This window comes from Oceanobacillus indicireducens (assembly GCF_014647195.1).
GTDB lineage: Bacteria > Bacillota > Bacilli > Bacillales > Amphibacillaceae > Oceanobacillus > Oceanobacillus indicireducens.
In genome coordinates this window covers 132,933-152,764 of record NZ_BMOS01000004.1, presented here as the reverse complement: position 1 = coordinate 152,764, position 19,832 = coordinate 132,933, and the positions used below count along the sequence as shown (strand labels likewise).

General features: G+C 39.1%; 20 protein-coding genes. 18 read left to right on the top strand and 2 right to left on the bottom strand.

Annotated elements, in window-relative coordinates:
* Nucleotides 1–343: 343 nt before the first annotated feature.
* Together IEX94_RS04445 and IEX94_RS04440 are read right to left on the bottom strand one after the other, a co-directional pair.
* A complete protein-coding gene (locus tag IEX94_RS04445) occupies nucleotides 344–1,273 on the bottom strand; it encodes a DMT family transporter (protein ID WP_229782565.1) in 930 nt (309 codons plus the stop codon).
* 222 nt (nucleotides 1,274–1,495) lie between these two features.
* Nucleotides 1,496–2,992, bottom strand: coding sequence for an aldehyde dehydrogenase family protein (locus IEX94_RS04440; RefSeq protein WP_188856192.1), 1,497 nt, complete (start codon nucleotides 2,990–2,992; stop codon nucleotides 1,496–1,498).
* A 385-nt stretch (nucleotides 2,993–3,377) separates the two neighbouring features.
* On the opposite strand from IEX94_RS04440, the gene IEX94_RS04435 reads away from it, so the two are divergent.
* From IEX94_RS04435 to IEX94_RS04350, 18 genes are all read left to right on the top strand, one after another.
* Nucleotides 3,378–4,328, top strand: coding sequence for a hydroxyacid dehydrogenase (locus IEX94_RS04435; RefSeq protein WP_156855087.1), 951 nt, complete (start codon nucleotides 3,378–3,380; stop codon nucleotides 4,326–4,328).
* A 304-nt stretch (nucleotides 4,329–4,632) separates the two neighbouring features.
* Nucleotides 4,633–5,328 carry a CoA transferase subunit A gene (locus tag IEX94_RS04430; RefSeq protein WP_156855086.1) on the top strand — a complete coding sequence of 232 codons (696 nt, stop codon included), beginning with the start codon at nucleotides 4,633–4,635 and terminating at the stop codon, nucleotides 5,326–5,328.
* A complete protein-coding gene (locus IEX94_RS04425; protein WP_156855084.1) occupies nucleotides 5,306–5,935 on the top strand; it encodes a 3-oxoacid CoA-transferase subunit B in 630 nt (209 codons plus the stop codon). The genes IEX94_RS04430 and IEX94_RS04425 overlap by 23 nt, the downstream gene beginning before the upstream one ends.
* 37 nt (nucleotides 5,936–5,972) lie before the next feature.
* Nucleotides 5,973–6,974: a TAXI family TRAP transporter solute-binding subunit gene (locus IEX94_RS04420; protein WP_373290794.1), complete on the top strand. Its 1,002-nt coding sequence runs from the start codon at nucleotides 5,973–5,975 to the stop codon at nucleotides 6,972–6,974.
* Between the two features lie 44 nt (nucleotides 6,975–7,018).
* On the top strand, nucleotides 7,019–8,974 hold the full coding sequence (locus IEX94_RS04415) for a TRAP transporter permease (RefSeq protein ID WP_188856190.1): 1,956 nt from the start codon (nucleotides 7,019–7,021) through the stop codon (nucleotides 8,972–8,974).
* Nucleotides 8,975–9,045: 71 nt separating this feature from the next.
* On the top strand, nucleotides 9,046–9,891 hold the full coding sequence (locus tag IEX94_RS04410) for a 3-hydroxyacyl-CoA dehydrogenase (protein ID WP_188856189.1): 846 nt from the start codon (nucleotides 9,046–9,048) through the stop codon (nucleotides 9,889–9,891).
* A gap of 10 nt (nucleotides 9,892–9,901) precedes the next feature.
* On the top strand, nucleotides 9,902–10,684 hold the full coding sequence (locus IEX94_RS04405) for an enoyl-CoA hydratase/isomerase family protein (RefSeq protein WP_188856188.1): 783 nt from the start codon (nucleotides 9,902–9,904) through the stop codon (nucleotides 10,682–10,684).
* Between the two features lie 12 nt (nucleotides 10,685–10,696).
* The gene (locus IEX94_RS04400; protein WP_188856187.1) at nucleotides 10,697–11,848 is read left to right on the top strand and encodes an acyl-CoA dehydrogenase family protein; all 1,152 of its coding nucleotides are present in this window, start codon (nucleotides 10,697–10,699) and stop codon (nucleotides 11,846–11,848) included.
* A 12-nt stretch (nucleotides 11,849–11,860) separates the two neighbouring features.
* Entirely contained in the window at nucleotides 11,861–13,048 is a 1,188-nt protein-coding gene (locus tag IEX94_RS04395; RefSeq protein ID WP_188856186.1) for a thiolase family protein, read from the top strand.
* Nucleotides 13,049–13,124: 76 nt separating this feature from the next.
* Nucleotides 13,125–14,120: an NAD(P)-dependent oxidoreductase gene (locus IEX94_RS04390; protein ID WP_229782564.1), complete on the top strand. Its 996-nt coding sequence runs from the start codon at nucleotides 13,125–13,127 to the stop codon at nucleotides 14,118–14,120.
* 4 nt (nucleotides 14,121–14,124) lie between these two features.
* A complete protein-coding gene (locus tag IEX94_RS04385; protein WP_188856185.1) occupies nucleotides 14,125–14,526 on the top strand; it encodes a PaaI family thioesterase in 402 nt (133 codons plus the stop codon).
* Between the two features lie 39 nt (nucleotides 14,527–14,565).
* Nucleotides 14,566–14,778 (top strand): hypothetical protein, encoded by a 213-nt coding sequence (locus tag IEX94_RS04380; protein WP_229782563.1) that lies wholly within the window; start codon nucleotides 14,566–14,568, stop codon nucleotides 14,776–14,778.
* A 137-nt stretch (nucleotides 14,779–14,915) separates the two neighbouring features.
* Nucleotides 14,916–15,674 (top strand): IclR family transcriptional regulator, encoded by a 759-nt coding sequence (locus IEX94_RS04375; RefSeq protein ID WP_156855066.1) that lies wholly within the window; start codon nucleotides 14,916–14,918, stop codon nucleotides 15,672–15,674.
* 66 nt (nucleotides 15,675–15,740) lie between these two features.
* Nucleotides 15,741–15,911, top strand: a complete 171-nt coding sequence (locus IEX94_RS04370; protein WP_188856183.1) for a hypothetical protein — start codon at nucleotides 15,741–15,743, stop codon at nucleotides 15,909–15,911.
* Nucleotides 15,912–16,310: 399 nt separating this feature from the next.
* Nucleotides 16,311–17,273 (top strand): ornithine cyclodeaminase family protein, encoded by a 963-nt coding sequence (locus IEX94_RS04365; protein ID WP_188856182.1) that lies wholly within the window; start codon nucleotides 16,311–16,313, stop codon nucleotides 17,271–17,273.
* Between the two features lie 61 nt (nucleotides 17,274–17,334).
* On the top strand, nucleotides 17,335–17,550 hold the full coding sequence (locus IEX94_RS04360) for a hypothetical protein (protein ID WP_188856181.1): 216 nt from the start codon (nucleotides 17,335–17,337) through the stop codon (nucleotides 17,548–17,550).
* 15 nt (nucleotides 17,551–17,565) lie between these two features.
* Nucleotides 17,566–19,008 carry a sodium:solute symporter family protein gene (locus tag IEX94_RS04355; RefSeq protein WP_156855058.1) on the top strand — a complete coding sequence of 481 codons (1,443 nt, stop codon included), beginning with the start codon at nucleotides 17,566–17,568 and terminating at the stop codon, nucleotides 19,006–19,008.
* A gap of 130 nt (nucleotides 19,009–19,138) precedes the next feature.
* Nucleotides 19,139–19,732 carry a hypothetical protein gene (locus IEX94_RS04350; protein ID WP_229782562.1) on the top strand — a complete coding sequence of 198 codons (594 nt, stop codon included), beginning with the start codon at nucleotides 19,139–19,141 and terminating at the stop codon, nucleotides 19,730–19,732.
* The last annotated feature ends 100 nt before the right edge of the window (nucleotides 19,733–19,832 follow it).

Here is a 19,832-nt window from a genome sequence, read left to right as displayed (position 1 = left end):
CACTCTGCAACAAGTTTTCTCATTTTCATTTCGTTCTCACCCATCCAAATCAACTGCATTCCCCACATAATCCCGTAAAAAAAATAATAGAAATACCATAGAGAGAGGTATACACTGCAGTATAAAAAACTACCTAATTAGAAGATAGCACGATAATTAGGTAGTTTTATAGTCCAGCGCTCCTCATCGTACAACTCGCGAAGTTAAGAATGATATTCATTTCATCAATTTTTCGGGTAAACAATCGAAATTCAAGTTGATAAATTTGTAGGAAATATATTCTTGAGGTAGAGGGGGTATATTACTTTAAATCCCTCCTTATCCTTCCCAGTTCTAGTTATCATCATCGTTTCTTGAATATATGCTTTCTTCTTCGCTGAATCATCCATGCTTCCAAACCTCCGGAACCAAAGATTACACCTGAAACAATAAAAATGAGTCCGATAAAATGCGAAAATAGTATGGCTTCATTTAGGAAGATTGCTGCCCCAATAAGGGAGAAAAATGTATTTAAATTTAAAAATATAGACGTTTCCGCTGGTCCCAATTGACTAATGGCATAATTGTAGGTCATATGGCCAACTCCAGTTGCAATAATAGCTGAAAAAAGAAACACGAGCCAGATGGAGTAATCAACATTGCCTAAAGAAGCGATCCCCTTTGGCTCTGTCCCAAGACTAATCAGAAATAGAACGATAGAGCCAATCACTAACATGTAACCAGTCAGCAGTCTTGGATCCATTGTTTCTGCTGCTTGCTTGATGACGATAAAACTAAGTGCCTGAGCAAGGATCGCCAATAAAATATAAAAATCGCCGATGTTAATTGTATTTAGTCCTCCATTTCCTGCTAACACTGTGAAGCTCACACCGATAAAACCTAAGATAAAACCGATAAATTGAAGTATCGTTGGTTTTCGTTTTAAAATGATCGTTGCAAAGATAACGGTTAAAACTGGTCCCATACCTAAAATCAACCCAGCATTTGTCGCACTTGTCATCGTTAAGCCGCTTGCTAAGAAATAATGATGCATGACCACACTAAAGATAGATCCGCCGACTACATAAAACCATTCTTTATTCTTGGGAAGTCTTACCAACTTTGTAAAGGTTAATATGATAAATACAACCAACCCAGCAGTTAAAATTCGTAAGGAGGTAATTGTAATTGGCATAAAGTTTTCAACAATTACTTTAAGGGCAGATACATTTATCCCCCACATAAGCATGACGAATATAACGACAAGATACGTATTGCGTGTCTTCTTATTCAATCTTGAAGCACCACCTGAGGATTTAATAGCTACCAACTACCAATCTGTATGGGCAGGATATGTTTTATGTTAGTCTATCATATATTATTTGGATTAGAGAAAAAAATACAAAAAAAGGCCAACGACCGATACCTGTTCAATAACCAAAATCAGGTGTTGATTGTTGACCGTTAAAGCATAGGTTGTTTGAATTTATCCGCGTGTGCAATTACTTTTTAAAAATTACTCTACATCAATCTGGGCACGTTGTAATTTACCGCTATAATCTACATAGACTGCTTTCCATTCTGTGAAAACATCTAAAGCTTGAACACCAGAGTCACGATGACCATTTCCAGTACCTTTTGTTCCACCGAACGGCAGATGAATTTCTGCTCCAGTTGTTCCTGCGTTTACGTATACAATTCCAGTATCTAAATCTCTTTGCGCCTTAAATACTTTATTCACATCCCGAGTGAAAATAGAGCTGGATAAACCGTATTCCACACTGTTATTGACTTCTATAGCCTCTTCAAACGATCCAACAGGAATTAATGATACAACTGGACCAAAAATTTCTTCTTGAGAAATCCTCATATCAATTGTTGCATCCGTAAACACAGTTGGTTCAAAGTATAAACCTGCAGCATACTCATCCCCAGTTAGTTCATTTCCCCCAGCAATTAGTTTTGCGCCTTCATCTTTGCCGATTTTTATATAGGACTTAATTTTTTCCAAACCAGCTTTATTGATGATTGGTCCGACCTTAACGTCATCATGCAAGCCATTTCCAATTTTTAACTCTTTTATTTTCTTTAATATGAGTTGTTCGAGGTCCTCTTTCACAGCTTCATGTACAATTACACGGCTACATGCTGTACATCTCTGTCCGCTCGTACCGAATGCACTCCATACGATTCCTTCTGCAGCAAGTTCCAAATCTGCATCATCCATCACAGTTACTGCATTTTTGCCACCCATTTCAAGGGAAACTTTTTTCAATTGCTCTCCGCATTTAGCTGCGATGCGTCTTCCTGTATCATTCGAACCTGTAAATGAAATGACCCGAATATCTTTATGGTTCACAAGAGCATCTCCAACTGTTCCTCCAGATCCAAATACAACGTTTAAAACTCCCTTAGGAAGACCAGCCTCGATAAAAATCTTCATCAGTTCATTCGCCATTAAAGGTGTTTCTGTTGCGGGCTTCCAAACGACAGCATTACCTGCAACAATTGCCGGAAAGGATTTCCATGTAGCAATTGCAATTGGGAAATTCCAAGGTGTGATCAGACCAACAACACCAATTGGGGCTCGTACACTCATTGCGAACTTATCCTTTAATTCGGCATTTGTTGTCTGGCCAAAAAGACGACGTCCTTCCCCAGCCATATAATATGCCATATCGATTCCTTCTTGAACTTCTCCACGAGCTTCTTCGAGTACTTTTCCATTTTCCATCGTGAGCAGCTTAGATAAATGTTCTTTCTTTTCTTTCATGATCCTGCCCACTTCAAATAAAACTTCTGCTCTCATAGGTGCTGGCACGAGTGCCCATTCTTTTTGTGCAGCTTTTGCAGCTTTCACTGCCTGATCCACATCCTCCTGAGAAGAAAGAGGGACTTTAATAATACTTTCTCCAGTTGCCGGATTAATTACATCTGTTGTTTCATTCGCTTCAATCCACTCACCATTAACATAATTCATCAGCACTTCTTTATCTAACAATTTTTCTGTCATTTACACCTCTCCTTATCCAACTTTGTATTACTTTACCTAAAGATTTTAATTCACCATAGCGCACATTCCTTTTAATTTCTATGGTTATTATGCACAAATAATTAGGAGAAGGGGCAGAATCTGGTTTCGAATTAGCAAAAGAACGGAAAAAGGGAGCTGTTCCTCTGTTCTAAAATTAATTGTATGAGTTACACAAAATATCTAGCGATAAAGTGAAACTTCATTCGGTTGGGGTTTCCTTCCCTCCTGTTTAGAGGTAGGGGTATTACAGACCGTTAATGCGTGATAAATAATATACGTTGTCAAATTGAAAGTTGGGCAGTATAATAAAAAAATGATACATAATTTACAGATAATTCTATCATAAGAGGGGAGAGGGAGTTACATGAAAATTCTTGTAACAGAACTAATGTGGGAAGACGGGATTGAAGAATTGAGAAGAAAGGGATATACGGTGGATTACGATATGGAATTAAGCCGGAAAAGAGAGGAATTGCTGCGTTTACTTCCGGGATATGATGCCTTAATCGTTCGTAATGAGACGAAAGTAGATACAGAGTTTCTTGAAGCTGCAAAGAAAACGCAGGTAATTGGCCGTCTGGGTGTCGGGCTTGATAATATCGATTTGCAAGGTGCGAGGGAAAGGGGTATCCCTGTAATCTCTGCTCGGAATGCAAATGCTACTTCTGTTGCAGAATACGTAATGGCGGCGATGCTTGATGCTTCTCGACCACTTGCAGCTGCGGATGCAGATGTACGTGAGGGAAACTGGAATCGTAAATTCTTCACAGGGTATGAACTGAGTAAACGGACACTTGGACTTGTCGGTATGGGGGAAATCGCTCATCGTGTAGCGAAGCGGGCAAAAGCGTTTGGAATGAACGTGATTGGTTATGACCCGTTTATTGCTCCTTTTGATCATGTCATTCAGGAAACCGGAATCAAACAAGTGGAAATGGATGAGTTACTAAAGGAGTCCGACTTTGTTTCCATTCATGTACCGTTGAACAAAGCAACAAAACACCTGATTAATCGTAAAAAGTTCCCGCTAATGAAGCCACATGCATATGTAATTAATTCAGCAAGAGGCGGAATTATTCATGAAGAAGATCTGGTCGAAGCAGTGGAGGCAAAACAAATTGCTGGTGCTTACCTTGATGTGCTGGAAAAAGAACCAGTGCAAAAAGATTCTCCGTTAGCAAGGGTTGACTCTATTAAGCTTTCGCCACATATCGCAGGGTTAACGATTGAAGCCCAATCTCGGACAGCGATGCTAATTGCTGAAGAAGTAGATCGGGTAATGAATGGCGGACAGTCACTTTGTCGAGTAAATTAATTAAAGTAATATGAAAAAGCAGCCGATGAAAGGCTGCTTTTTTATTACCAAACTTTCGCACTGATTAACTTCATAAAATGATTTAATCTTTAAATAATCCCTTTATAAAGATTTGTTAAAAAATTTTGACGAGTCATTGACATTTTACAAATCGATGACTATAATAAAATTTAACATAATGTAGAATAATCATTCCGTAAAGTGGAATAAAATCTAATGCTATTTTCTATTAAAGATCAAGTGACGATGAAGTGTTTCAATGATTCATAGGATATGAGATTTTAGTAATGAAGGAGGAAACTTAGTGAATAAATTAATTGATAAGTCGGAAATAAACAAATACATAAAGGACGGTGATACTTTACTTGTCGGTGGTTTCGGACTATCAGGAACACCATTCACACTAATTGATGAGTTAGCGATATTAGGGAAAAAAGAATTAACAGTTGTCAGTAATAATCTCGGTGAAAAGGATAAAGGACTTGGAATACTTTTGCACACGGGGAGTTTGAAAAAAGCGATGGGCTCCTACTTTACATCCAATCGTGATGCAGTGAGTGAGTGGTCAAAAGGCAATTTGGAAATAGAATTAATTCCACAAGGAACATTGGCGGAGCGAATCCGTTGCGGTGGAGCTGGGATTGCAGGGTTCTATACGAAGACAGCTGCCGGAACGAAGCTTGCTGAAGGAAAAGAGGAAAAGGTTTTTGATGGGGAAACTTATATATTAGAAAGAGCAATTAAAGGGGACGTTTCCTTAGTTAAAGCTTTGAAAGCGGATACACTCGGAAACTTAATTTATGACCATACCGGAAGAAACTTTAACCCGGTAATGGCAACTGCAGGAAAAATCGTGATTGCTGAAGTTGATGAAATTGTCGAAGTCGGTGAATTGAAACCTGATGAAATAACGACTCCACATGTATATGTTGATTATCTCGTGATGAATGAATATGAAAAGATAGGGGGTAAATACGTTGTCCCAACAAGATCGAATTAAAATAGCTAAACGAATTTCAAAGGAATTACCGGATGGCGCTTCCATTAATCTAGGTGTTGGGATTCCTACACTTATTCCTGATTACCTTGGCGATAAAAAAGTAGATTTACATTCAGAAAATGGACTTCTTGGAATGGGGCCGACACCGGATGAGGAAAATATAAATATGGATTTGATCAGTGCAAGCAAGAAACCGATTACCATGGATAAAGGCGCTTGCTTATTTGACAGCGCAGATTCGTTTGTTATGATTCGTGGCGGTCATATAGATGTAGCTGTTATGGGAGCGCTGCAAATTGATCAATATGGAGAAATTGCAAATTGGGCGATTCCTGGAAAGGATATTTTGGGTGTCGGTGGTGCGATGGATTTAGTTGCTGGTGCGAAGAGAATTATTATTGCTTCCATGCACCAGGCGAAAGACGGTTCACCAAAGTTTGTAGAAAAACTTACTTTCCCAACTAGTGGTAACGGAAGAGCAGATTTACTTGTTACGGAACACGCGGTATTTAAGTTTACTGAAAATGGCGCAGAACTAGTAGAACAGTTGTCAGATTTGAGTTTAGAAGAGTTAAAGGACATAACTGGTGCAAAGTTCACCTATTAAAAAAATTAGATTGCTAAATGAAATGGAGGAGATGAAATTGAGAAAGAAGATTTTCCTATTTATAGTTTCAATACTTTTGTTAGCGTTAGTCGCATGCGACAACAATGGGGATGAAGCAAAATCAGATAACACGAAGGAAAATGGAAATATTACAACTCCGGATTCGATTGGATTCGGTGCTGCTAGTGTAGGTGGATTCTGGTATACGCTAGCAGGAGCGATGGGCGATCAAATGAAAGAAATATTTTCAGATTCAACGGTTTCTATTGTAGAAGGTGGCTCAATTGCGAATCTAATGGGACTTGGAAATGGTACGTTCGATGTAGCTTTTACGAATAGTGAAGCAATTTCTGAGGCGAATAATGGGGAGGGTGAATTTGATGAACCGATTGATAACTTCAGTACGATTGCAACATTGTATCCGAACCCACTTCAAATTGTAGTGCGAGCTGATTCTGATATCTATTCGATTAAGGATTTGAAAGGAAAAAAAGTGAGTCCAGGAATTAAAGGATATAGTGGAGAAATTGCTTTTCAGAAAATATTAGGCTTAGTTGGTATGAGTTACGATGATTTAAAAGGAATTGAATATATCGGGACAGAAGATGCATCTGAGTTAATGCGTGATAACCATCTTGATGCTTGGGTAGGAGTGCTAGATACACCAGCTGCTACTTGGCAAGAGCTAGATACGACAGTAGGTATTCGCCTTATCTCATTAGAACAAGAGACGATTGACGGATTGAATGAGGATAATCCAGGTTATATCCCTCATACGATTGAAGAAGGAACCTATCCGAATCAGGATGAGGATGTTGAGACGGTAGCACCTTACACTGTACTTCTGGTAAATGACGATACGATGTCAGAAGAAGATGTATACAATTTGACAAAGTTAGTAGTGGAAAAAAAGGAAGTCTGGCAAAATCTATCTGCTACATTTAATGACTTTAATGCAGAGTATTCGGTAGAGAACAACGTAGGCGATATGCACCCAGGTGCAGTAAGATACTATGAAGAAATCGGGGCGATGGAATAATCGGTATCTAGGATACGTATCTAAGTAAAGGAAGGTGAAAATAAATGGAAAAGTCGAATCAACAAATACAATTAAATGTGGAAAAACACGAAGATTATGATGATGACGGTAATAAACAAGCAAAGCTTCGAGTACTGGGGGGGAAAGCTGGCCTCATTATTTCGATACTTGCAATTGCAATGTCCTTATTCCACTTATACACTGGATTATTCGGTGTATTTGAATCGATACTACAAAGGTCTGCGCACCTTGGGTTCGCATTGATGCTAGTCTTTGCTATCTATAAGCCAGCATCTAAAGCAGCCAAATCAAAAAGTATTCCGTGGTATGACTGGTTGCTTATTTTAACATCTGGTTTAATATATAGTTATTTTGTGTTTAATGCAACAGATATTGCAGCTAGAATGACCTATATTGAACCTCTATCTGGGCTGCAGATCGGACTTGCTATTGTAGGTGGATTGATCTTAATTGAAGCTACAAGAAGAGTAATTGGGAATGTACTTGTCATCATTATTGCTCTATTTTTACTTTATGGCATCTTCGGGGATAAACTACCTGGGCCAATCGCGCATGGTGGATTCGATTTGCAATGGATTACCGATCATTTATTTTTCACAACGACAGGTGTATTTAGTACACCACTTGGAGTATCCGCTACCTTTATCTTTCTGTTTATTTTATTTGGGAAATTTTTGGAAGTATCTGGAGCAGGTCAATTTTTTATCGACTTATCTGTATCGGCGATGGGGAAATATCGTGGGGGACCAGCTAAGGTAGCTGTTGTAGCGAGTGCTATCATGGGAACAATTTCAGGAAGTGCAGTCGCTAACACAGTTACAACAGGAGCTTTTACCATTCCTATGATGAAAAAGACAGGGTATAAAGGACACTTTGCAGGAGCAGTTGAATCAGTTGCCTCTACAGGTGGACAAATAACACCACCAATCATGGGTGCATCAGCATTTATTATTGCAAGTTATTTGGGAGTTCCATATATTGAGATTGCTATTGCAGCAATTATCCCTGCAGTACTGTTTTATATTAGTGTGTTTATGCAGGTCGATTTACGAGCAAAGCGAATAGGATTACACGGCCTTAACAAGGAAAATCTAGAAAGTACGTGGTCAGTATTTAAGAAAGGTTTCATTTTCTTCCTGCCTCTTATCGTTATTGTTGTAATGTTAGCTGGTGGTAGTTCTCCAATGAGAGCGGGTTTATTTGCTATCGGCGCCACGATACTAGTTGGGATCATTAATCGTATTGCAAAAATGGATTTCAAACCCATTGTAAAGGCATTGGATCTTGGAGCAAGAGCTTCATTAGAGACAGCCATTGCATGTGCCGCCGCTGGTTTAATTGTTGGAGTTATTGGATTTACAGGAATTGGGCTACAGTTTAGTAGTCTTATTATCAGTCTTGCTGGTGGAGTACTATTAATTACATTGGTACTAACAGCGATTACAAGTATTATTTTAGGGATGGGGCTTCCAACAGTAGCTGCATATATTGTACAAGTTCCATTAACCATTCCAGCTTTAATAGAACTAGGAGTTTCGCCACTTGCTGCGCATTTCTTTGTATTCTACTTTGCGTCTATTTCAGCAATTACACCACCTGTTGCACTTGCAGCATTTGCAGCATCTGGAATTGCTGGTTCAGATCCAATGAAGACTAGTCTATCAGCTTTAAAACTTGGTATTGCTGCATTTATAGTACCTTTCATTTTTGTCTATGGGGAACAACTTTTATTAGTTGGAAGTCCAGGGGATATCATTCTCGCAACGGTTACTGCAATAATAGGAATTATCGGAGTTGCGGCAGCTGTTGAAGGTTGGGTGTTAAGAAACGCTTTCTGGTATGAACGAATTCTCTTGTTTATAGGTTCAATCATTATGATTATGACTGGAATTTGGACAGACTTAATAGGAATTGTCATACTGGCAGGTATCTATCTATTGCAACGTTTTTATCGCAAAGATTTATTAACAGGTATATAAAAGTCTGTTAATAGCTGTAAACTTCAGTTTGATTTTGAGTTTTATAGAAGATTATATAAAAGGATGATTACATGAGAAAAGTTACCGTTGTCGGTTCGGGAGTAATGGGAACAGGAATTGCCTATGCATTTTCCATTAGTGGGTATGATGTATGTGTCAATGATATAAATGAACAGGCTTTAAATAAGGCAAAGGAAAATATTTATGCATTAATGGATGGGAGTGTTAAAAAAGGCTATTTAAAAGAAGAAGTCTATCAATCCGCAAAAAATAATTTGAAATTTGAATCTGATTTAAAAATGGCAGCCGACGGAGCAGAACTAGTAATCGAGGCTGTTTTAGAAAGAATGGATGTAAAGGTTGATGTGTTCAAGCAATTGGATGAAATCTGCGGTCCTGACACGGTACTTGCAACAAATACATCCACGATGAGCCCAACGGAAATTGGTGCACAAACATCGAGACCGGATAAAGTAGTTGCGATGCACTTCTTCAATCCAGTGCATAAAATGAAGCTAATTGAAGTTATTCGCGGATTGGAGACATCGGATGAAACGATGAAATATGTACATGATACAGCTGCAAAAATTAATAAAACTACCGTTGAAGTCAACGAATTTCCGGGATTTGTCACTTCTCGCATGAATTGCTTGATCGGCAATGAAGCAATGAATCTATTAATGGAAGGTGTAGCTTCAGCGGAGGATATTGATAATGCGATGAAGCTAGGTCTAAATCATCCAATGGGTCCTCTAGAGCTTGCAGATTTAGTAGGACTCGATACGAGATTAAGAAACATGGAATATTTATATGAAACCTTGGGTGAGAAATACCGTCCATGTCCACTCTTAGTGAAATATGTGAAAGCAGGCCGTTTAGGTAAGAAGTCAGGTCGCGGCTTTTATGAATACAGTTAGGAGGAAAAACATGAGGACTGAATATAAAAGTGTGAAGGTTGAATTGGAAGACGGAATTTTTTGGCTAACGTTGAATCGTCCAGAAGCACGGAATGCATTAGATGCAAACATGCTTCATGAAATAGATGCGGCGATACAGGAAGCTGAAGCACATAAGGATGTAAAAGTGATTGTCATTCAGGGAGCTGGCGAAAAGTCATTTGCAGCAGGAGCCGATATTCGTCAGCTAAATGAAAGAGACCCACTGGAAGCACTTGTACCGGGGATGCAAGGCGTATATAGCAAAATTGAGAGTTGCACGAAAGTCACCATTGCTGCTGTTCGCGGCTTTGCATTGGGTGGCGGCTGTGAGCTTGCGATGGCATGTGATATCCGTCTGGCAACAAAAAATGCTAAATTTGGATTGCCAGAATTGAATTTAGGGATTGTTCCGGCAGCCGGCGGTACACAGCGTTTGTCACGTATGGTTGGAAAAGGTAGAGCATTGGATATGATATTAACCGGAAAGATTATTGATGGTGAAGAAGCGGAACGAATTGGACTTGTATCGTATTTCGTTGAAGAAGAAGCGCTTCAGGAAAAAATTCAGGAAGTAGCTGAACAGACGTTGAAAAAAGGTCCTGTTGCAGTAATGCTTGCAAAACGCGCTGTACATAAAGGTTATGACATTGATACAGATACTGCGCTATGGATGGAAAAATTGTCCCAAGCTGTAGCTTTCGGGACAGAAGATAAGCATGAGGGAACATTGGCTTTCCTCGAAAAAAGACAAGCAGAATTTAGAAATCGATAAGGAGAGGTTAGGATGGACTTTAAATTTTCTGAGGATATTGAGTTTTTAAGACAGAATGTACGTAAATTTGTAAGAGAAGAAGTAGAACCTGTTGCTATGGAAATCGAGGAGAAGAATGAAATCCCAGAAAGAATTGTTGAACAGTCAAAAGAAATGGGGTTATTCAGCTTAGGAATCCCTGAAGAATATGGCGGACTTGGTTTAGATATGGTAGGAAAATGTGCGATTTACGAAGAGCTTGGAAAAACACATAACGGATACACAACATTGATTGGAGCGCATACAGGGATCGGTTCTGTTGGTATTGTGGAACTTGGAAATGAGCAACAAAAAGAAAAATTCCTGCCAAAATTAGCTTCAGGTGAATGGATAGGATCCTTCGCGCTTACAGAGCCTAGTGCTGGTTCAAATGCAGCTAATATGAAAACAACGGCCGAGAAAAAAGGCGATAAATATGTTATTAACGGTTCAAAGCACTATATTACAAATGCTGTAGATGGCCATGTGTTTACTGTCATGGCAGTAACTGATCCTTCCAAAGGTGCAAAAGGGATTACATCATTTATCGTTGAAAAAGACACGCCAGGATTTATCGTAGGCGCTGTGGAAGACAAAATGGGGCTACGTGGTTCTCATTCTGCAGAGCTCTTCTTTGAAGATATGGAAGTCCCAGCAGAGAACATACTTGGAGAAGAAGGACACGGCTATGTAAACGCGTTAAAAATTTTAGCAAATGGCCGCGCAGGTCTTGCAGCGCGTAACCTTGGATCAAGTAAACGTCTATTGGAGCATTGCTTGGATTACGCACAGGAACGTGAGCAATTCGGTAAACCAATCATTGAAATGCAGGCGATCCAGCATATGCTTGCAGAAATCAGCAAAGAGATCGCTGCATTAGAAGCTCTAACGTATAAAGTTGCTTGGATGACAGATCAAGGTCAGCGTGTTGTTAAAGATGCAGCAATTGCAAAATTATATGGTTCGGAAGTTTACAACAAAGTAGCTGATTTAGCTGTACAAATTCACGGGGGAATTGGTTATATGAGAGATTATCCGATTGAGCGTTATTACCGTGATGCACGAATTACGAAAATCTATGAAGGAACATCTGAAATTCAAAAAAATATCATCGCTGGTGAATTAAAACGCGAATTGAAGAAATAGGAGTGTTAGGGAATGAATGAATCGTATATTGTTGGCTCAGTAAGGACAGCTGTCGGTAAAATGGGCGGGACATTAAAGGATGTACCTGTTGATTATTTAGCTGAAAAAGTAATTCGTGAATTGATGGAACGAAACGGTTCAGACATTAGCGTAGATGAAGTCATTCTTGGCCAGGCAAAACAGAGCGCAGATACTTCCAATTTGGCACGTCTTGCTGCATTGCGCGCTGAATTACCGGTTGATGTGAGCGGCTATACCGTTCACCGCCAGTGTGGTTCAGGACTGCAGGCAATTAATAATGCTGACATGCAAATAAAACTTGGATTATCTGACGTCGTTATTGCTGGTGGGGCGGAAAGCATGAGTACGGCACCTTACTATTTAAGGCATGCTCGCTTTGGTTACCGTGCTGGAAATGGGGTCTTGCTTGATCCGAACACAGAGAGCCAGCCATGCTCTCAGCCACAGGAGAAATATGGTAATCTGACAATGGGTCTCACTGCTGAAAATCTAGCGGAGCAGTACAAGATATCCAGAGAAGAGCAGGATGAATTTGCACATCGCAGTCAAACATTGACAGATCAGGCGATTAAAGCGGGCCGTTTTGAAAAAGAAATTGTTCCTTATGAAGTAAAAGAACGTAAAAAAACAATTATCTTTGATACAGATGAACATCCATTCCTGACTTCACTGGAAAAACTTGCTACATTACCAGCCGTGTTTAAAAAAGGTGGTTCTGTAACTCCAGGGAATGCAAGTGGGAGAAATGATGGGGCTTCCGTTGTTCTCATGATGAACAAAGAGAAAGTGAATGCGTATGATCTAAAGCCAAAAGCAAGAATTCTTGGTCAGGCTACAAGTGGTGTATCACCTGAGATTATGGGGATTGGACCAGTTGAGTCAACCTATAAAGCTTTAAAACAAGCAAATCTTAAAATGGAAGACCTTGGTTTAATTGAATTAAATGAGGCTTTCGCGGCACAATCACTTGCGGTGATCAAAGAAGCGAAAATGGATATCAATAAAGTGAACGTAAATGGCGGGGCAATCGCACTTGGCCACCCAATCGGTGCAACAGGGGCTATTCTGATGACAAAGCTTCTTCATGAAATGGAAAGAAGAGGGGAAAGATACGGTCTTGTAACACTTTGTATTGGTGGAGGGCAAGGGATTTCCACAGTGATTGAATATCTGGGTTAATTCATTCGGATGGTGATTCAAACGAATCACCATCTGATTTATAACAAGGATATATATAAATCAAGGAGGTAACTTTGTGAAATCCATACATATTGTACAAATTCTCTCTATGTATCATACAGACGGGGAAGATGTTTTAAATGAAAATGCAAAGGTAACAAAGTTTGATACCTTTGATGAGAAGGAAATTATATCATTCTTAAATAATAACAAAGTCGATGGCATCATTCTTCGGGCACCAGCCCGGATTACGCCTGCTATTTTAGATGCATGTGAAAATGTGAAGGCGATATCCGGAGCAGGAGTAGGACTGGATAATATCGATGTTGATTATGCAACAAAAAAAGGAATCCGCATCCTTCATGCGCCAAAAATCAACACCAATTCGACGGCTGAACATGCGGTAAGCTTGATTCTTGCCGTAATGAAAAATATTGTAAAGTTCAACGATGAAATGGAAAAAGGAAACTACTCCTATCGGGATGGAAAATATACGAGCGAGCTGAAAGGGAAGACCCTTGGGCTTGTTGGATTTGGCTCTATTTCACAGAGAGTAGCCAAGATCATGAAGCATGGCTTTGAAATGAATGTAACAGCGTATGTAAGAAGAATTCCGGAAGAAAGGCAGAAAATAGCTAATACAATCGGGGTTGAACTTACAAAGGATATGGGAGAAGTGTTTAAGAATAGCGATGTAATCAGTTTGCATATCCCGTTGAATGAAAATACAGATGGCAGTATCGATAAAACATATTTTGACATGATGAAGTTAGATGCGGTGCTGATCAATACGGCACGTGGTGGTGTGATTAATGAAGGTGATCTGGTAGCTGCAATTAAAAATAAACAAATCCGTGCTGCGGGTGTAGATGTGTTCCGAGTCGAACCAGCTCCGGCAGATCATCCATTTCTTGGTGTGGAAGAGATCATCAAAACACCTCATATTGGTGGCATCAGTCTGGAAGCAGCGAAACAAACAAGTACAACGATAGCTTCCAATCTAATTAAAGCAGTTGAAGGGGAACAATTACCGACAATCGTCAATTGGGATGAGCTGTCTGCAGGAGAGTGAAAAAATGGATACTGAAAAAATGTTACAGGATTTTGAAGGAAGTAATTTTTGGCAGTTTATTGGTCTAGAAATGGAAAAGGTGGAAAAGGGAAGTGTGACACTGAAGCTTCCTGTTATTCCTTCATTTTTTAATGTAAAAAATTCCGTACATGGTGGAATTTATGCTTCGATCCTTGATACTTCGATGGGTTTCTCAGCTCGTTCTCTTGGATTCGATGAAGTAACGACACTGGAAATGGATGTTCATTTTTTAAAGGGCGTCAAAGAAGGAACGATTTATGCGACGGGGAATGTGATTCATCAGAATCGTTCCACCGTGCTGGTCGAGGCCGGATTATATGATGAAGAAGGCGATAGACTTGCCCATTCAACAGGAACGTTCCGCGTTGTGAAGTTTGCTAAATAAGCCAAGTGAATTTGAATTAAACTCAGAATGACAAAGATCATGCAGGAAGAGCTGGTTGATCAATGTTTCGTTATATTATTTTCAGCAGGTATACTTATTCATTACTTTTACGGAAACAGTGGGCTCGATTTATTGGAAGGTCTTACGCAAAACCTTGTCCTTCTTGTTATTATCTTACTTGCGCCATTGATTTTTCTGCCGCTTGAAGGAGAAGGAGTCATCAGCACAGAATCAGCTCCTGCGTGCATGTAAATGGAGTAAAAGTAGGGATTGGTTGGAATGGGAAATATTTTCTGGCTACCTTTATAATAGCAATGGGATATATCTCAATTATAATATAGTTTCAGGCATGTTATTTAGTATCAAAAAAATAACTGAGGTGGTTAATATTGAGCAAAAGTTTAGTAAGAGCGATTCAAGTACTCGATTGTTTTTTAGAACAGCCGGTCATGACAATTAATGAATTGGCTGAAAGGGCGAATATGCCCAAGACCACAGTATTTCGGCTAGCTGGCGGATTAGAGGAAGCTGGATTACTGATAAAAGACAGAAAAACAAGTCATGATGTAACCTACCGGATGTCTCTGAAGTTCCTTACATATGGTAAACATGTAAGTGAACAGCTGGAATATAATAAAATCGCACTTCGTTATATGAAGGAATTAAATGAAGAAATCGATGAGCTTATCCACGTTACGATCATGGAAGGTAATGAAGCAGTTTATGTAGAAACAGTGAATAGCTCCAAGCCAGTGCGCCTCGTCGTAAAAGTTGGTGCGAGAGCGCCTTTATATGCTGGTTCAGCTCCAAAATTGCTCTTATCAAGTATGACCGATGAAGAATTAGACGTTTATTTAAACGAGGTCGAACTGAAAAAGCGTTCATTAAATACACTGACAGATAAAGAAAAAATAAAAGAAGAAGTAGAAAAAATAAGAAAGCGTGGCTATTCCATCAGTTATTCGGAAAACTTCGAAGCGACAGTTGGGATGTCTTATCCAATTTATAACTACGACGGAAAAATGGTTGCAGCAATCGGGATAAGTATTCCGGATATAGACCATACGAAGGAGAGGGAAGAATTTCTGTTGGATAAACTGGAGAAAACAGCATGGAAAATATGGGAGGAACTTGGTTATACAGACTAATAGTTTAAGCAGGTTCTTGAAACTGTAACCCATTGTATTCTTATGGAGAGGAGTCTGATCTGAAAATTGAAAGTATCTGCATCTGGTCTGAAAGAATTTTACGCAGATGTTCCAGAAAAAAATCTGATACCTGCAAAAGAAGCAGAAGTGATTGCTGATAGTCTTGTTGATGCTGATTTAATCGGGATCAAGTCACATGGTATAACAAAAATAAAGTTAGTCATGACGGAAGAATAGACCGGGAACACGTTGGGAATAACGAACTGAAACTGAGGTGTTCTCATCAGGATACCGATAGCTCCAAACAGAATCCGAAAATATATGTAGCTTTGGAGTTATGCGCGTATTCCTGATGGAGCTGGCATTCGTCTGGCATCTGTTTAACTATCTTTATTTTGCAAACGCTTCCAATTCTATGTGTGCAAAATGACCAATAATTTATTTCGTTTTATTTTTTCTGTTATGGTGTTATTTCAATTTGTATCTTTGAAGAACAAAAATTAACGAAGTATTTAAGCGTATTTTTTAGGCAAACTGACTATAGAAATATTATTTGAAGTGAGTTATAAATTAAAATAGTTCAATAATTCTGATGAAACGTTATCTAACTGATTAAGTATATAGGGAGGTTATATTTTGTTGTATTTAAATGAACAAGCTATTCGAGATGCGGTTACGATGAAGGATGCAGTAAATGCAATAGACACAGCCTACAAGCTTTATGAAAAAAATGAATTTCAGATGCCGGATAGACTGCAGGTGAAGGAAAATGACAATACATTGTTGTTAATGCCAAGTATTATCGAAGGTGCAATCGGGACCAAGCTTGTCACAATATTTCCAAATAATATAGAGCATCCAACACTGCACGGGCTGGTTATTTTAATTGACAGTAAAACAGGTCAGATTAAATCTCTAATCGATGGTTCTTTCCTGACAGGATTGCGGACAGGCGCTATAGGAGGATCAGCAGTTAGAAATTTGACTGATGAAGGTGTTTCTAAACTGGCTGTTATCGGAACAGGAGTACAAGGTTTGTATCAAACAATTGCAGCCTGTGTTGAAAGAGAATTTAAAGATATATATTTATACAATAGAAGTCCTGAAAAGATTCCAGCATTTCAAGAGGAGTTACGAAGCTGGCTTGGGGAGGACATTCGGTTGCACGCAGCAGATTCCCGGGAAGCAGCTGTACGAAATGCAGAAGTAATTATTACGGCGACCACTTCGGATAATCCAGTTTTACCTGATGATAAAGAACTTCTAAAAGATAAAGTCGTCATAGGCGTTGGTTCATTTCAGCCGACCATGCGTGAATTTCCAAAGTCTCTCTATGAATTAGCGGATAAAATATATTTGGATACAGATCATGCCATAGAGGAATCTGGTGATATTATTCATCCGTTGGAACAAGGCTGGATTACCGAAGAGAAACTAGAAAATATGGCATCCTTTATAGCGGGTTCAAAGAAAGTTAATAAGGAAGCAGGAAGGAGTGTTGTCTTTAAATCAACAGGTATGGCGTTATTTGATGTGGTTGTCGGAAAGTTGGTGTATCAAAAGGCGCTGGAAAAAGGGGTTGGTATGAAACTGGATTGACAGATAAGATTCAGTTCCATTTAACATTTGGATACTAAAAAAATGCAAGGGGGAAAGTGAAATGAATTCAAAGCTGAAAGACCCTGGAATTATTTTATTGTATGTACTAGTAGCAGTGGTCGCAATCGTACTGATATGGTGGCCAACGGACATTTATCTATTGGGTATTTCTTTAGCTGGTTGGTTAATGTTTTCCACTTATCTCATCTGGTTTTTATTAGCTATCATTTATGTGTTATGGATAGAAAGGGTACAAAAAGAAAAAGAAAATGAATAGATAGGGGGGACGACAATGCAATTAACTGAAACAATTATATTGGTGATCTATTTAATCTTAATGACGTTAATGGGTATTTATTTTACAAAACGTGCTCATACATCTGAAAGTGATTATTGGACAGCAGGTAGACAAATAAATACATTTGTCGGTGCATTTGCATTATTTGCCGCACTTGCAAGCTCTAGTTCGTTAATGGGAGCGGTTGGATCAGGAGTCTCACTGGGCGTTCCGTTCCTTTTTGCCTATGGTTTTGGTGCGGTAGCTATTCTTCCATTTACAATGTTTCTCGTTTCTGGGCAAATAAGAAGGTCAGGTGTTGCTACATTACCGGAGTTTTTTAAACAAAGATATGGGAATAAGGTACAACTATTAGCTGTAGCGATTGTAGTTATCGGGATGACATTTTACATGGTGCCGCAATTAACCGCTTCCGGATTAATTGGTTCATATATACTTGGTGTTGAATATACAACCGCAGTTATTGTACTTGGTATCGGCTTCACGCTTTACGCTGCCCTTGGAGGTATGTGGGCAATCACTTATACCGACCTCGTCCAGGGAGCACTTATTCTTGTAGGTATGTTCATTCTGTCAATTATTATTTTAATACAGCATAATGGTTTTGGCTCGCTTTTACAGGATGCTCTGGCGGTTACACCCCATTTTGGAGATATAACACAACCATGGATGTCCTATTTTGGTTTGTTTTTAGCTTTCCTTTGGTTTGGAATTGTTTCCCCATCCGCGGTTATGCGCAACTTCGCTTCACGCGATGCCCGAGTAGCCCGTCGCTCGGCAATGTGGGCTTGTTTGCTCTATTTGACCATATTTATCTTTGGATTCATTGTTGCTTCTGCAGGAGCTACTCTAGGGATTGCTGAGAGCCTGACGAATCAGGATATGATTTTTATTTCAGTGATTGAGCATTATATGACACCAATACTGGCCGGAATCATGTTTGCGGGATTGATTGCAGCTATTATGTCGTCTGCTGATGCAATGCTACTAGCAATTTCCGCTGGTGTCGCCCGCGATATTTATAAAGAATATATTAAGAAAGATGCCTCGGAAAAACAGGTTACAAGGTTAGGTTTCGTTGTTATGTTCATTGCGAGTTTAATAGGAATTCTTATTGCTATCAATCCTCCTCAGCTGATAGCAATTATGGTTGGCTGGGTTGGTGGAGGTCTTCTTTCCACATTTGGTTTTCCGCTTGTTCTTGGTATCTGGTGGAAACGGGCAAATACAGCTGGTGCACTTGCAGGAATGATTGGTGGAGGATTGACTTTTGTTATTCTCGTTATTACAGAGCCGTTTGGAGTAGTGGCCGAGCCGATCATTGCAGCACCTGTTTCGTTAATTTTATTAATAGTTGTAAGTTTAATGACACCACCGCCACCAGAAGAAACGCAAAAACAGGTAGATCGTTATCATGGCGAAAGAATAGTATCTTAAATTGTTTTGCTTTTGAAAGCTAAATTGGGATAAAGCCTGTCTTCGTGAAAAATATGGGGCAGGCTTTATTTCCAAAAGTTTCCATATTTCGTTTCATTACAGCTTGTTGCAGGAAAAGAGAGGAGAAATAATGATGCAAGCAACTGAAATATCTACAAAAAAAATTCAGCGTATCGGCAGTGAAACAATTTCCGATAAGATTCTTTATAAAGCAATCTATAAAAGTATTGGTGTAAAGAGAAGATTTAACAAGACATGGAGCCCCGATTATATTCGTAATCACCTTGTGAAAAAGGAACTAATCTATCACCCGTTCTGGATCGTAAAAAACTTAGTGGTTGCAGCACGCCCGCCATTTCCTCCTAAAAAAACTCCAAATATTATTTTTATTGATGCCGTGTCAGGATACCGTGGTTTGTTTACAAAAGTTCCTCCTTTAAAGGATGAAGAAGTGGAGATGGATGTACTGGTAAAAGTGCAGTTACCAGAGGAAGAATTAGATAAATATATAAAAAACGTGCAGCAGAAGCAAATCAATCGTTCCTATGTTTTAAAAAAACCGCACCATGAAGTGAAGGAGGTTTCCCTTGTTTATTTGCCGATATGGAAGGCGAAAATAAAGGGTGATCAAATAAATGAAACCTTCTATATTAATGGGAATTCTGGTGAATCGGAGAAATATATGAGCGAACGGTGGAAGAACAGAAAGGATTTGCTTGAATAATTACTGTGTGAAAAGGCCTATATGGATATTGAATACAAGAAATTGTGACTTTGTATTTAATATCGATTGTCATTTACTCTGGAACTAACAGGATAAAATC

What these genes read in the sequence shown, in the direction of transcription:
- IEX94_RS04440 (WP_188856192.1), bottom strand. Translation starts at nt 2,992, where the DNA reads ATGACAGAAAAATTGTTAGATAAAGAAGTGCTGATGAATTATGTTAAT.
- IEX94_RS04435 (WP_156855087.1), top strand. Translation starts at nt 3,378, where the DNA reads ATGAAAATTCTTGTAACAGAACTAATGTGGGAAGACGGGATTGAAGAA.
- IEX94_RS04415 (WP_188856190.1), top strand. Translation starts at nt 7,019, where the DNA reads ATGGAAAAGTCGAATCAACAAATACAATTAAATGTGGAAAAACACGAA.
- IEX94_RS04410 (WP_188856189.1), top strand. Translation starts at nt 9,046, where the DNA reads ATGAGAAAAGTTACCGTTGTCGGTTCGGGAGTAATGGGAACAGGAATT.
- IEX94_RS04405 (WP_188856188.1), top strand. Translation starts at nt 9,902, where the DNA reads ATGAGGACTGAATATAAAAGTGTGAAGGTTGAATTGGAAGACGGAATT.
- IEX94_RS04400 (WP_188856187.1), top strand. Translation starts at nt 10,697, where the DNA reads ATGGACTTTAAATTTTCTGAGGATATTGAGTTTTTAAGACAGAATGTA.
- IEX94_RS04395 (WP_188856186.1), top strand. Translation starts at nt 11,861, where the DNA reads ATGAATGAATCGTATATTGTTGGCTCAGTAAGGACAGCTGTCGGTAAA.
- IEX94_RS04385 (WP_188856185.1), top strand. Translation starts at nt 14,125, where the DNA reads ATGGATACTGAAAAAATGTTACAGGATTTTGAAGGAAGTAATTTTTGG.
- IEX94_RS04380 (WP_229782563.1), top strand. Translation starts at nt 14,566, where the DNA reads ATGCAGGAAGAGCTGGTTGATCAATGTTTCGTTATATTATTTTCAGCA.
- IEX94_RS04360 (WP_188856181.1), top strand. Translation starts at nt 17,335, where the DNA reads ATGAATTCAAAGCTGAAAGACCCTGGAATTATTTTATTGTATGTACTA.
- IEX94_RS04355 (WP_156855058.1), top strand. Translation starts at nt 17,566, where the DNA reads ATGCAATTAACTGAAACAATTATATTGGTGATCTATTTAATCTTAATG.
- IEX94_RS04350 (WP_229782562.1), top strand. Translation starts at nt 19,139, where the DNA reads ATGATGCAAGCAACTGAAATATCTACAAAAAAAATTCAGCGTATCGGC.